The sequence below is a fragment of the Bradyrhizobium sp. STM 3557 genome (assembly GCF_045571465.1).
Lineage (GTDB): Bacteria > Pseudomonadota > Alphaproteobacteria > Rhizobiales > Xanthobacteraceae > Bradyrhizobium.
Genome location: NZ_CP120697.1, coordinates 520,761 through 533,872, shown reverse-complemented (window position 1 = coordinate 533,872; position 13,112 = coordinate 520,761). Strand labels below are relative to the sequence as shown.

General features: G+C 62.9%; 12 protein-coding genes. 5 read left to right on the top strand and 7 right to left on the bottom strand.

The features are described 5' to 3' along the window. Positions 1 to 182: 182 nt before the first annotated feature. Together P6U24_RS02490 and P6U24_RS02485 are read right to left on the bottom strand one after the other, a co-directional pair. Entirely contained in the window at positions 183 to 1,727 is a 1,545-nt protein-coding gene (locus P6U24_RS02490) for a flagellin (RefSeq protein ID WP_407157633.1), read from the bottom strand. Between the two features lie 280 nt (positions 1,728 to 2,007). After that, positions 2,008 to 2,760 carry a histidine kinase dimerization/phospho-acceptor domain-containing protein gene (locus tag P6U24_RS02485; RefSeq protein WP_407157632.1) on the bottom strand — a complete coding sequence of 251 codons (753 nt, stop codon included), beginning with the start codon at positions 2,758 to 2,760 and terminating at the stop codon, positions 2,008 to 2,010. A gap of 722 nt (positions 2,761 to 3,482) precedes the next feature. Here P6U24_RS02485 and P6U24_RS02480 point away from each other — a divergent pair. The 3 genes from P6U24_RS02480 to P6U24_RS02470 all read left to right on the top strand — a co-directional run bounded on the left by P6U24_RS02480 (position 3,483) and on the right by P6U24_RS02470 (position 5,360). Next, a complete protein-coding gene (locus P6U24_RS02480; protein ID WP_407160745.1) occupies positions 3,483 to 4,187 on the top strand; it encodes a Crp/Fnr family transcriptional regulator in 705 nt (234 codons plus the stop codon). A 288-nt stretch (positions 4,188 to 4,475) separates the two neighbouring features. Further along, a complete protein-coding gene (locus tag P6U24_RS02475) occupies positions 4,476 to 4,865 on the top strand; it encodes a response regulator (RefSeq protein WP_407157631.1) in 390 nt (129 codons plus the stop codon). Positions 4,866 to 5,114: 249 nt separating this feature from the next. Beyond that, a complete protein-coding gene (locus tag P6U24_RS02470) occupies positions 5,115 to 5,360 on the top strand; it encodes a hypothetical protein (protein WP_407157630.1) in 246 nt (81 codons plus the stop codon). Between the two features lie 133 nt (positions 5,361 to 5,493). Here the strand turns inward: P6U24_RS02470 and P6U24_RS02465 are convergent, their stop codons facing one another. After that, entirely contained in the window at positions 5,494 to 6,075 is a 582-nt protein-coding gene (locus P6U24_RS02465; RefSeq protein ID WP_407160744.1) for a LuxR C-terminal-related transcriptional regulator, read from the bottom strand. 293 nt (positions 6,076 to 6,368) lie between these two features. Between P6U24_RS02465 and P6U24_RS02460 the strand changes: the two genes are divergently transcribed. After that, the gene (locus P6U24_RS02460) at positions 6,369 to 7,526 is read left to right on the top strand and encodes a hypothetical protein (RefSeq protein ID WP_407157629.1); all 1,158 of its coding nucleotides are present in this window, start codon (positions 6,369 to 6,371) and stop codon (positions 7,524 to 7,526) included. A 401-nt stretch (positions 7,527 to 7,927) separates the two neighbouring features. Next, positions 7,928 to 8,347 carry a hypothetical protein gene (locus tag P6U24_RS02455; protein WP_407157628.1) on the top strand — a complete coding sequence of 140 codons (420 nt, stop codon included), beginning with the start codon at positions 7,928 to 7,930 and terminating at the stop codon, positions 8,345 to 8,347. A 62-nt stretch (positions 8,348 to 8,409) separates the two neighbouring features. Here the strand turns inward: P6U24_RS02455 and ipdC are convergent, their stop codons facing one another. From ipdC to P6U24_RS02435, 4 genes are all read right to left on the bottom strand, one after another. Then, the gene (ipdC, locus tag P6U24_RS02450) at positions 8,410 to 10,044 is read right to left on the bottom strand and encodes an indolepyruvate/phenylpyruvate decarboxylase (RefSeq protein WP_407157627.1); all 1,635 of its coding nucleotides are present in this window, start codon (positions 10,042 to 10,044) and stop codon (positions 8,410 to 8,412) included. A 146-nt stretch (positions 10,045 to 10,190) separates the two neighbouring features. Continuing rightward, entirely contained in the window at positions 10,191 to 10,607 is a 417-nt protein-coding gene (locus P6U24_RS02445) for a hypothetical protein (protein WP_407157626.1), read from the bottom strand. Positions 10,608 to 10,866: 259 nt separating this feature from the next. After that, entirely contained in the window at positions 10,867 to 12,201 is a 1,335-nt protein-coding gene (locus P6U24_RS02440) for an alpha-amylase family glycosyl hydrolase (RefSeq protein ID WP_407157625.1), read from the bottom strand. An 89-nt stretch (positions 12,202 to 12,290) separates the two neighbouring features. Next, positions 12,291 to 12,983 carry a DUF2848 domain-containing protein gene (locus P6U24_RS02435; RefSeq protein WP_407157624.1) on the bottom strand — a complete coding sequence of 231 codons (693 nt, stop codon included), beginning with the start codon at positions 12,981 to 12,983 and terminating at the stop codon, positions 12,291 to 12,293. Positions 12,984 to 13,112 lie beyond the last annotated feature (129 nt).

The following is a 13,112-nucleotide window of genomic DNA, read 5'->3' as shown; positions in this document are numbered from 1 at the left end:
GCTTCGCACACATGCTGGCGCTCCTGCGCTTCGCGCCTTGGCCCCATAGCGCAGATGCAGAGCCCCGCTCGATCTGATCAATCGGCGCGCCGGCAAAGGCTCATGAAAACCTGTAGCTCACCGCGCCATGGCCAAAAGCGGCGGGGTTTCCCCCGCCGCTTCGGCTGTTGGCGTCGTGACGCTTAGCGCAGCAGCTGCAGCACGCTCTGCTGCGACTGGTTGGCGAGCGACAGCGCGGACACCGCGATCGACTGGCGGGTCGACAGCGCCTGGCTGTTGGCCGCTTCCTCGTTGGTGTCGGCCAGCGTCAGGTTCGACGAGCCGGTCTGCAGCACGTTGATCAGGTTCTTGTTGAAGTCCTGACGGATCTGCACGACCGAGAGATTCGAACCGAGGGTCGAAGCTTCATTGCGCAGCGTGGAGCTCGCCGAGCTCAGCGCGGTGATCACCTTGTTCGCCGAGTTGTTGTCGAGGAAGTCGACACCGGAGGTCAGGGTCGACAGACCCAGGCCCGAGGTGTTGAAGGTCACACCCGTGATCGAGAGCGACGACTTGCCGGTCTCGTTGAAGGTGAGCTTCAACGTGTCGCCGTTCAGCAGGTTGACGCCGTTGAAGGACGAGTCGGCCGCCGTAGTGTTGATCTGCGCCAGCACGTTATTGTACTGCGCCACCAGGCTTGCCCGCTGCGACTGCGAGGTCGCATCAGCGACCGGAGCAGCAGCCGTCAGACCGTTGAAGGCCTGGCCGCTGGCCGCCGCCGTGCCACCGATGGTGCCGATCGTGGACGATGCAGCGTCATTGGTGGTGGTGATCGAGATCTTGCCGGTCGCGGAGTCGATCGAGGCCTGCAGGTTGTTGGCGGCGAGCTTCGTGTTCAGATCGTTCAGCGTCGAGACCTGGCCGGTGCCGAGGCCGAACGTGATGTTCGTCGCCGTGCCCCCGCCGGTCGCCGCGATCGTCAGCGTCTGGCCGGACAGGCCGTCGCCGACGGAAGAGCTGAAACCGAGCTTCGCCAACGCAGTGCCCGATAGCGTGAGGCCCGATGCAGCGGGCGTCAGGGTGATCGCACCGGCGGTGATCGAGGAGGTGACGCCGGTGGCCGACTGGATCGTCGACAGCAGATGCGTGACGGTATCGGTGATGCCGATGTTGGTGCCCGACGAGCTCGAACCGGCCACGAAGGTGAAGGTGGTGCCGTTCACGACCAGCGTGTCGGCGGTGGTGATGCCGGTGGCGAGGTCGTTCGAGGAGGAGCCGCTGGTGCCCGACAACAGCGTAGAGCCGGTGATCGCTGCCGGCGTGGTGTTGTCGTTGTTGACGACGCTGCCGGTGACAGCGCTGGTGCTGGCGGCCAGCAGGTTGGTCGCAGTGGCGCCGGTCAGCGCGGCCGAGGTGACGGTGGATTTGGTGGAGTAGCCGACCGAGCTCTGCAGCACCTGATTGGCGATCGACTTGGCGCTGTCGACGAGGCTCTGCAGCGAGGTGATGCCGGTGTTGGCGGCCTGCAGCACCTGCACGCCGTTGCCGATACCGTCGAGCAGGTTGGAGATGTCGGAAGCGCGGTTGTCGAGACCCTGGGCGGTGAAGAAGTTGGTCGGGTTGTCGAGAGCCGAGTTGACCTTCTTGCCGGTGGAGAGGTCGTTCTGGGTGGTGGCAAGCAACTGAGCGGTCGACTGCAGCGAGAGCAGGTTCTGGCGCACGGACGCCGAGAGGACGATACCTGACATTGTCATTCCCTTCTGGATGAACAGTGATCTGTCGCCGTACAATTCTGTCGGCGACGTGCCAGACTGGTGCGCAGGACCCTACCCGTTCGTTAAATCGGGTTCCTCAGCCCAGGCGCGAACAGCGCCCTCCACGGTTAAGTTTAATTGGGAACTAATCCGCTAGATTAAAAAGTAATGAAAATACAGGCGCCCTGCGACGCCTTGCGTTGGACAAGGAGCCAAGCTCGGTCCTGCTCAGGACAGAAAGCGTGAGGTCGCCGCCGGGTCGCAGGCGTACTAATTATGCGAGCAGAGCCTCGCCACGCGGCAGCAGGATCTCCACCACAAAGTCGGCTCCCCGTGGCTCGCCGAGCCTAAGGCGACCGTTTGATCGATTGACGAAGTCTCGGACCATGCGGATATCGGAGGCCACGCGATCGAGCCTCCCGATCGTCCCACCATTGGCCTGGGCGTTCAGCACGATCGCAGCGCCGGCCTCCGCGCCCTGATCCGGCGCGCCCTCGGAGCTGCGAGCGGGCCTTGCTTCGAACGCGAGCCGGCCACGGCCCGCCATGGCGTCGCGGGCCATCATCCCAAGGCAAAGCAGCGCCGCCATCAACTGGCTGGGATCAGCAAACGCTGTCGGTGTGCCCGGCACGACGCCTGCCGTAACCTCGATCTCGGTGCCCAGCGTCGGGCGCAACAGCCGACCGACATCGGCCAGCAGCTCGTCGATATCGAGATCGCAGGGCTGCGGCGGACGGCCGCGCGCAAACGCCAGCAGCTGCGAGGTGAGCCGCGCGCCTCGGGTCGCCGCTTCGTCGATCAGTCGCGCGATGGCTGCGAGATCAGGCCGATCCACGACAGCCTCGGCGAGAATGTCGATCGTTCCGGTAATGACGGTGAGAATGTTGTTGAAGTCGTGAAGGATGCCGCCAGCGACCTGGCCGACGATCGCCATGCCCTGGCTTTCGCTCTCGGCGACCTGCCGGTCGGGCTCGACAGGGTGTCGCGACGATGATTGCTCAGACCCGTGCTGAAATGTTGTTGCCATTGCTTCCTCGGCTCCCCGTCCGTGCCCGGTGGCGGCAATCACCACGAAGTCGCTATCGTTGCGGCGCCGAGGTAACGCGCTCGACGGCGACACGTTGCGAGAGTCGGGCCCGCTTCATTCCTCTGCGGACACGTTTGGTGGACCTTCTGGTGGACCTTCGAATGAAGGACGCCAGAATAGCCTGAAGCGCCCGGCAGGATTCAGACCTCTTCGAGGAGCGCCCTCAGGACAAGAAGAAGCCCCAATCGGCACATCAGCGCTCCGGCCGCGAGATCAGATCGACGAATCGGCCAGCGCCAACTCTCGGCTGCCAAGCGCGATGATGTCAATTGCAGGCACTCTTTGCAGGGAACACGCAGGCATCCGCCTCGTTAGCACCGTCGATGAGGCCCGCGTGCATTCGCCCGCAGCAGGCAGATAGGCGTGGCTCTACGAGGCACTCGCCTGGACGCGCAGAACGTTGGCAGCAGCGGCTGCTGCAGCGGGACGCGGTGCGGGATAACCGTCGCTCGTCCCAAAGGCCGTCCGCCGCACTTTGATACCGATTTGTGCATCTGCACGGTAAGGGACAGACGGGAGCCGCGGCGAACGGCTGCCACGGGCCTGCATCAGCGCTGATTCTTCTTGTCAGGAAAATGCCGGGGATTCATTCTGTCTGGCAACCAGCGCGCAGTTTGCTTCGTCAGACAGGAGACTTGCATTCAACAGGGCAGGAGATGGCTTTGGACACGAGCTCGCGCTCTCCGAATGGTTTTTTGTCGGCCCTGGCCGAAGATGATTTTGAACTGATCCGGCCGCATCTGCGGACTGCCGACCTGGTCCAGGACTTCGTCCTGGCGGAAGTGGGCGAACGGCTCCCGCGCGCTTATTTTCCTCATCGTGGCGTTATCTCACTCGTGGTCAATCTGGCCCGGGGAGAACGCGTGCAGGTCGCCATGATCGGGCGCGATAGCGTACTCGGCAGTCTCTCCGCGCTGGCCGGCGACACGATCGTGCTGAACACCGCCGTCGTGCTGGTACCGGGCCTCGCATCAGTGCTCGACGTCGAGCGGCTCCGCGCGGCAGCCGAGCAGAGCGCGACCTTCCGATCCCTGCTGTTCAAGCATGCGCTTGCCATCTACGTGCAGAGCCAGCAGACGGCCGGATGCAACGCGGCGCATACGGTGGAATCGCGGCTCGCACGTTGTCTGCTGCAGACGCACGATCTATCCGGCGGCAGCAAGCTCTATTTGACTCAGGAGTCGCTGGCACAGATGATCGGCGCCCGCCGCAACAGTGTCTCGCTGGTCGCCAGCACGCTGCAGCAGGCCAATTTCATCCATTATAGCCGCGGCCACATCGAGATCACCGATCTCGGCGGCCTGAAGAAGACAGCCTGCGAATGTTACGGGGCAGCCAAGGCGCAATATGACCGCCTCGTGCGCTGATTGATCATCTCAGCTGGCTAAGCCGCACCCGGCTGCCGCCTCATGCAGGATCGGCTGCATCGAACGGCCGCGATCACGCAACGAGCGCGATCATGCGTTGCGTCCGTGCAACTACGGGCCTGCGCACGATCGCGGCACTTGTGCGCTACAGAATTAACGCGCTGTTCAACGGCGAATGATAAGTGTCAAGCTGCTGACGAGCGCGAGTTGCAAGAAGCGTCGAATCATCCTTCGTGCTGAGATATCTCGCCCGTGTTCGGCTTTTGACGAAACGCGCGGAGTAATGACATGGCTTTTGATCTGTCGATGCCGATCCTGGTGGTCGATGACTATTCCACGATGATCCGGATCATCCGCAACCTGCTCAAGCAGCTCGGATTCGAGAATGTCGACGACGCCAGCGACGGATCGGCCGCGCTCGCGAAGATGCAGGCCAAGAAGTACGGCCTGGTGATTTCCGACTGGAACATGGAACCGATGACAGGTTACGACCTGCTCCGGGAAGTTCGCGCCAGCCCTGAGCTGTCGAAGACTCCGTTCATCATGATCACGGCGGAATCCAAGACCGAGAACGTCATTGCCGCCAAAAAGGCCGGCGTGAGCAACTATATCGTCAAACCGTTCAACGCGGCGACGTTGAAGACCAAGATGGAAGCGGTTTTCGGTCCCGCTGAATAGATCTGCGATTTCCTGCGCCGTATCGAACGGCGGCTGAGCCAACGCTCAGCCGCCACTTTTTTTTGCCGGAGCGTTAATCCCTCCTCAACAGAACCGCCCGAACCGTCGGACACAAGCCGCTCACCCCCTCTGCAAGGCGAGCACGCGCGCCGCAAGCAATGCCGCTGGCCCGCCGTACTTCTACTGTTCGCAATTTTCACAAACGAATAATCATGACTTGAGACACTTTCCTCAGCATAGGAGATGTCCATGTTCACGTTTGAAACGGCCGACCAGAAGGAAGTCCGGCGTTTTCGAATCGCCCAGTTCAATGGCCGCCCCGCCACGGTAAAATCCGGTGGCGCCACCATCACGGGCCTCGTGCGCGCGGTGATGGAGAAGGAAGCAAGCGTTCCGCCGCGCTGGACCATCACGATCGTCCCGATGCCGCCAAAGGCACAGCCGGCGCTGCGTCCGGTCTCTCGCGTGCGCCCGTTCGCCGAAGACTATTTCTAGATCACACAGCCAAGACACGCGATCAGCGCCAGCGGCGCTGGCGTAGCGGGCCTCGTCCGACCTTGCATAGACAAGATGCTCCCCACAGAAATGAACGCGATCGCCGCACGCGCGGCGCGTCATGTGCAGCGGATCAGCCGAGCTGATTGAGAAGAGCTACGCGGACCAGTTCGGCCGTGTTGCGTGCGCCGAGCTTGCGCATCGCCTCCGCGCGATGGCTCTCGAAGGTGCGCGGGCTGATGTTCGTGCGCAGCGCGCCCTGCTTGTTGGACAGACCTTCGCTGATGAACCGCAGCACCTCGCGCTCGCGCCGTGTCAGCGGCTTGCGCGGCGGCACCTCCCGCTCGGCTTGGCCGTCGCCCGGCCCCTGCACGGGGCCGCCGGTCGCCTCCACCGCGCCTTGCAGACCGGTTTCGGAGATCAGCTTCACGAGCGCGCAGACCCGCTCGGTTTGCTGAAGCGCATTCTCCACGATGGTCTGCAGATAGGCGCGATCCTCGAGCGTCTCGGCGATCCTGTCGCTGTGCTGCTTGATCTCCCCCATGTACAGCAGCAGCGCAGTCAAGGGGCCATTGAGCTGGCGCGCGATGGCAGCGCTGGCCTGGTCCATTACGCGAGTTCGGGCGGCCAGCGCAATCAGCTCGGAATGCGAAGCGCCTGCCGCAACAGGCCGCACCGAAAGCTCGCTGGACGTGCTCTTGCTCTGCCGTGCCATGCCTTTCTGCTTAAGGGGAGTCGCCTTTATACGGGTTAACTTTTCAGCCCGTAACATTACGGGAACCGCGACCGAGGCCTGCAGATCGCGGCACAATTCACGCGACGGTTGCAGGCACCAAAGGATCGGTAGCCCGCTGATTGCAGACCGAATGCGGCGGGCCGGAGAGGCCTGCCCGGACACCGTATTCTTCCGACCTTTGTGCATTCACTTTAAGTTACCGCGAACTGTTTCATGCTTTCATCATCAAGAGGCGGGCGATCCGCCGGCCTCGCATGGAACAGAACGATCACATGCTTCAGCTCGACCGGCTCTGGGAGTTCCTGCAGCGGCTGTCGCCGCTGACGCGGAGCTGTCTGCTCAGCGAGCTGGAGCGGCTCGAGATGAACGGCATCGAGATGCCGGGCTCGGCCGACATCCAGGCAAGATTGCGCGCCGAATTCCGCCAGGACGGAACGACGCAGCACCGCACGGCCAATCCGTCCCGCTTCTTCTTCGTGCCGGTCGAGCAGTTGCTGGTCGACGGCTCCCCGGACCACGCCAATCTGGGCCGGATCGCGCGGGCGTCGCTGACGCCGATCTGGGAGTGGATCAGCCGCGACCTGCTCCCGACCATGGCGCGCGACTACAACGCGAAGATGAAGGAGCTGATCGCGAGCGACAATCAACGCGAGCTGCGCAAAGGCGCCAACACCTTTCAGACCAAGGTGACGAAATCCCTGGAGGGCACGCTGGCGGCACCCGACGGCATCGAGCAGATCCGCACCAAGCTCAAGGCTTACACCGCCGCACCTGGCGTCTTCGAGGACGTGAAGAAGCTGATGCAGGCGATGCAGGCGCGCGAGTTGCTGGCACAGTTCAGCGAAAGCCTGCCGGAGCGGATCGTCGAGTTCGATGACCCGCAGGTCAAGAAGATGACCGCACTGCTCGACGCGTTCCGCAAGAAGAATCCGGCAGCCGTGCCGTTTGCGCTGACGCTGGTGGCCAAACGGCTGAAGGAGCCCTGGCAGATCCTGCGTCTCGCGACCAAGCCCGCACGCAGCAAGGATGTCGATGACGTCGCGGCCACGCCTTACGCGATCGCGGTGCCAATGGTGCTGGACCAGATCGAAGACAAGCGCATTGCATTGCGAGCTGCCCTGAAGAACAACCGCGTGGTGACCGCCAAGGACATCCTGACCGACATCTACAATACCGAATACGCAATCCAGGTGCGGATCGACGGAATCGAGGACTCCGATTGGGGCCGGCGGCTCCAGGGAGTGATGAATGCAATCACCGCCATGGTCGAGGCCGAGGTGCGCCGCTTCCCCGCCGAGGTCGGACACGTGCTTGGTTCGCGGCGGCTGCGCAGCCACCAATCACTCGCCGGACGATTGACCTACTTTGCCTGGAAGGGACGCGACGTGATCCAGGACGGCGCGGCGTTCTGCAAGCGGCTGATCGGCTGAGAAGCCGTTTTCCGTTCCGGGCTTCACCGGGCGGCTACGACCCTCGCGGCCATCTTCCGGCGACGTGCGCAGTTCGGGCTGCGTCCCTTCTGCTTCGGGCTTGCGTGCGAAAGGGGCCGCCGAGCGCGCATGACGCCCGACCAGAAACGTCTCCAGGAAACGCCCGGAAAAGACGAATCTGAACCACCAATAGGCGATGCGTCGTGTCGTCATGGATCCAATCGCTTGATATCGAAAGCTCCACCGGCGGCGTCATATCGCACTGCGCAATGCTGTCGTGTGAAATGCTTCACAATTGGCGGAGACGTGACAGGCGCTCGGCCTTTTGCGGTTTACAGACCAGCGTGGCATCGCCGATCATGATCCACATAGCGTGCATGACGCATAACGTGGAGGCGACGATGAGGGGAAGCAAGGCTCTGGTGACCGCGGCGATGGTGCTGATCTCTGCCCTGCTGTTCAACGTCGGCAGCGAAGCACAAGGCGTGCCCCAGAGCACGGCTACGCCGACACCGGACAATGCGATCCTGCTCACGGTGTTCTTCAAACATGATCAGTCCCGCCCCTTGAGCGAGTTGAACGCGCAACTCGAGAAGCAAGGCTTCTACAAGGCGTTTCCGCCTGCGGGCGTCGAGGTCGTAAGCTGGTACGTGATGATGGGCATTGGTCAGGTCGTGACCTTGCGGCTGCCGGCGTCGCGGCTGCGCGAGGTCAACCGCGTGCTGGAGGACACCGCCTGGGGTTCCTACCGTACCGAGTTCTATCCGACCTATGACTACAAGGCGGTCGGCATCGCCGCCCACGAGAAGGCGACGCAATAGAGTGCACTTGAGAGCATAGTGGGCGCTTCAGGCCAGCGCAGGCGCGGCACTCATGATCGTGCTCATCCTTTCATGCGCTCGCGCGCCGACTTGAAGCCGGCGACAAAGCGCGCCAGCGTCTGCGATGTCTCGCCGCGCGGCAGCATCACCTCGATCAGCGAAAACTGCCCCCGCCGCAGAACGGCGCGATCGAGCGCGGCGGCAAGGCCTGCGCGGCTCGTGACCCGCTCCCCGGCGCCGCCGATGGCACCAGCGACCTCCGCGAAGTGCCAGTCATCGAGATCATTGAAGCGCGATTCCGGCTGGAACACACGCAGCATCTCCCAGCTGCAATTGTTGAACAGGACCACGATCGGATCGAGCCCGTAGCGACGGCAATTGCCCAGCTCCCATCCGGTCATCTGGAAGGCGCCGTCGCCGACCAGGATCAGTGGACGCAATCCGGTCGCCGCGACGCCGATGCCGGCCGGCACGCCAAATCCCATCCCGGCGTAGTAGCCTGGCGCGGCCAGCGCGGTGTTGTCGATCTCCATCGCCGTGAACAGGCAGTCGCCGATATCGGAGGTCATCGGCATCTTGCCATGACGGTCGAACAGATCGTTGATCGCGGTGGCGATGTCGGAGGGAGCGACCGGCTGATCGTCCGCAGGCAGCCCGCGCGGGTAGACCGCATGCTGACGCGGCGGGCTGGAGCGCGGTGCCTGTGGCGCAGCACGGCCTTCGAGCGCCCCGATCAGGTCGGCGAGCGGCATGTCGCGATACATATGATGACCGATCTGCACCTCACGGCTCGACGCCATGATGGTCCGCCGCGGATCGGGCGCACGGTTCGACAGTGCGAAGTTGGTGTCGGACAGGATCACGCCGAGCATCAGGACGAGATCAGCGTCCTCCACCAGCCTGGTGACCGCGGGATCGCCAGCCGCCCCGAGATAGGTGCCGGCAACGACATCACCGGCATTCTCGAGCAGGCCGCGGCCCATGAAGGTCGTGACGAGCGGAATGCCCAGCTTGCGAGCCAGCGAAGCGATCGTGTCCTCGACGCCATAGCGGCGGATCTCGACGTCGACCACGATGACCGGCGCCGCAGCGCCTGCGATTCGTGCGAGAATTTCCTCGACGCATTCGGCGAGCGCGTCTGCCGCTGCGTGGCGCGGCGGCAATGGCACGACCGGCTCGACCTCGGCATCGACCATGTCGCGTGGAAACTCGATATACACCGGCAGCGACATCTCCCGGGCGCTGCGGAGCACGCGCGCAATCTGTGCCGGCGCGGTGGCCGGATCGGTCAGCACCGCCTGATCGCAGGTAATCTCCTTGAACACCGCGAGCTGAGTTTCGATCGTGCGCGCCTGGTGATGCAGAAGGAAGCCCGAAACGCGCTCGCGCGCGCCCGGCGCGCCGGCCACGACAACCACAGGCGATCGCTCGGCATAGGCACCTGCAATGGCGTTGACGACATTGAAGGCGCCGGCACCATAGGTCACAACTGCAACACCGAGCCCGCCATGATAGCGTGCGGCGGCATCGGCCGCGAAACCGACGGCCGGCTCGTGGCTCAAGGTGAAACTCTGCAGAATGCCGCTTTCCTCGATCACCTTGAACAGCGGCAGCACGAAATCACCGGGGATGCCGAAGATCTCGCGCGCCCCATGATCCCTGAGCGCCGTGAGCAGAGCATAAGCCAAACTGGGCATGGGATATCCTCGCCGTCAGCAGTGATGACTTTGCCGGGTCAAAGCTGCCTTATCCCCTGATCTTATTTGCCATCCTCATCTTGCAGCCCATTTTGCAAGATCTGCAAACGGAAATCGCCATATCATCTCATCGCGTCATCGCGCCCCTAAATCATCGGGCAGTTTTGGTCTCCGTTGGCCCAAGCCAGAATGAGGCCTTTCCAACGCTCGCTACCCAGAGAGTTGCCAGAGCGAACCGTCAATTTTGAGCCCGCATGGTCTTTTTCGATACGTACGGAAAGGTAGTAATTGCGGACTCCCATGTTGATCAATGAAAGCGTTGTCTCGCCGTATCCAAGTTCGGAGTAGAGATCCGAATCGACAGCCATTGACGCGTATGCGCCCATGTTAACTGTAAAGCAGCGCTTGGCCGTCGTGGAGACGCGCCGATAGATTTCCTGATAGTTCTCCGAGTATGTCTGAATCGTCGGTGTCGTCTTCGCCTCAAGCTCGGCAGGTGTGGAAGAACAAGCGCACAGCATCAACGTGGCCGCACAGGCAGCCACAATCAAAATCTTCTGCATTCCAGAAAGCCCCCGCAAACGTCCTGCAAAGAGCAGTTTGGTCTACTCAAACGATACGATCAACCACAAATATCTAGCCAAAATCGGCAAAATCCAGGGTTACGGTCTATCGCTGTCTCAAGCTGCTTAGCCTGTTGACGAGGTGCTTGCCGGCGCTCACTTGCGGCAGCACGACGCCTGCAACTGCGATTTTCGTCCCGCTGCAGGCGGCTTCCATTCGATACCGGTGCAGATGCCCTCGCGCACGCCAAGATAAATTTCAGCGGTCCACGGGTTCGAGGATGCCCCATCCGTGAGCGGGCATCATGATCTCGCTACCGCCGCCTGCATGCGTGGCCGACACATTGCCTGCCAGCAGCGCGACGGAGCAGGGAATCCTACTCGCGACCGGCGTATCGGACAGATTGAGCGCGACAAACAGCCGGTCGCCGGCGTGAGCCGCTTCGAACACCAGATCAGCGTTGCGCAACCCGATCATCTTGCAGCGAGCACGATGCAGCCAGGGATGCCGTCGCCGCAAGCCGATCAGATTTTGATGCAGCCGGTAGACCGGCCAGCCGAACGGCGCCAGGCCATCCGGCATCGGCGGAAACGCAGGCCGGATCGCGTCGTCGCCGCCAGCACGATGCTCCTTGATGCCGCGAAACGCTTGCTCGTCGCCCGCATAGATCGAGGGCGTACCGGCTACGATCATGAGAACGACGAGCGCATGCGGAAGATGCCGCTCATCCCTGAACTGGCTCGCGATCCGCGTCACGTCATGATTGCCGATGAACGTCTGCGGCACGAACGTATCGAGCAGCGCGTTGTGCCGTTCGAGCGCCCAACGGAGCTCGAAGAAATTTCGATCGTTGAGCGCGCTCCAGATCGCCTTCCACAGCTCGTACTGCGTGACCGCGTCGACCCCGGTGTCGCGGACGAAGCCGGCATAATCGCCATGGATCACCTCGCCGAAGACATACGCGCCGGGATGCCTTGATCGCACTGCCGGCAGCACCTTGCGCCAGAACGGCCGCGGCACAGCATAGGCGGCATCCAGCCGCCAGCCGTCGGCGCCGCGATCCAGCCAATGCATCATCACCCGCGTCACGTAGTCCACCACTGCGGGTGCATCATGGTTGAGCGCGACGAGCTGCCGATGGCCTTCGAAGGTCGCATAATCGGGTTCGCCGCCCTTTTCTGGCCAAGTCAACCGAAACCAGGCCGCATCCTCGGTGTTGGCGCGGCTTGCGATCGCGCGTTGGAAACGCGGATGATCTCGCCCGACATGATTGAACACGCCGTCCAGCACGACGCGCAGGCCGCGCGCATGCGCCGCCGCGATCAACGCGTCGAAATCCTCGATATCGCCAAGCCGCGGATCGATCTGGAAATGGTCTGTGGTGTCGTATCCATGCGTCGATGAGGCAAAGATCGGCCCAAGCAACAGGCCGGAGGCGCCGAGATTCACGGCATAATCCAGCCAATCGATCAGGTGGCGCAGCCGGTGCCTGACCGGCGCATTCGCAATTGCTTCACGCTCCGCGCCGGTGAAGCCGAGCGGATAGACCTGCCAGAACACCGCCCGCTCGATCCAGTCACGCAAATCCTTCACCTCGCAGCTTTGCCGGCGATGTTAGCGCGACTGCGGGCAAATGCCTATCGGTTGGCCGTTCTCGCATTCCGAGCAGCCGATGCCCAGCGCTAGCCGACGACCGCGAGCGCCGTCACCGCGTAACCGTAGCGGATCGTACGGTTCAGCACCGGATCCGATATCTCATAGTCGAAACGCTCTGCCGGGCGGATCCCACCCTTGGCGGCAAATGTGCCGCCGAACACCGCCGCGCCTTCGGGCAGGCCGCCCGCACCGAAGCGGCGCGCGATCAGATCGTCCGGCGGCAGCATGCCGGCGAGCGCGCCCTCCTGATAGAGCTCACGCTTGCCGCCGATGGTGGCATAGGCGCGCAGCATGATCCGGTCCCAATGCGCGGCGACATCGGAATAGAGCCACAGCTCCGGCGCGATCGGCTTGTCGCACATCTGCTTCGACACGGTGATGTTGTACGTCTCGACCTTGCGGTCGGTATGATCCGAGCCGACACCGACATAGACTTGGCCATTGGCTCGAAGCAGGACGAACTCGACCTCGCCGCTCGAGTCACCGCCACTGGCTTCGATGGCCCTTGCGGTCGTGAGGCGGCTCGCGGCGACCTCGTAATAGATCGGCGTTGTCGCGGGGCGCGGAATCCCCAGCGCCTCCAGCTCGGCAATGTGCTTATCGCGCGCGACGGGATCACGGCCAGTCCAGCCGGCGATCACCAGGTGAGCGATCGTTAGCCGCTGCTGCGACGCGCCTGAAGCCTGGTGAACCGTGAAGTCGATCGTCGTGCCGCTCATCTCGCCGCTACTTTCCTCGTTCGGAGTAAGCGGGCGGCTTAGCGGTCGCGGGCTCGGCATGCAAGCGTGCTGGATGGGAAGTCCAAACTCGGCACCATCGTGATACCGCTCGCGGAGGTGGTCATGAGC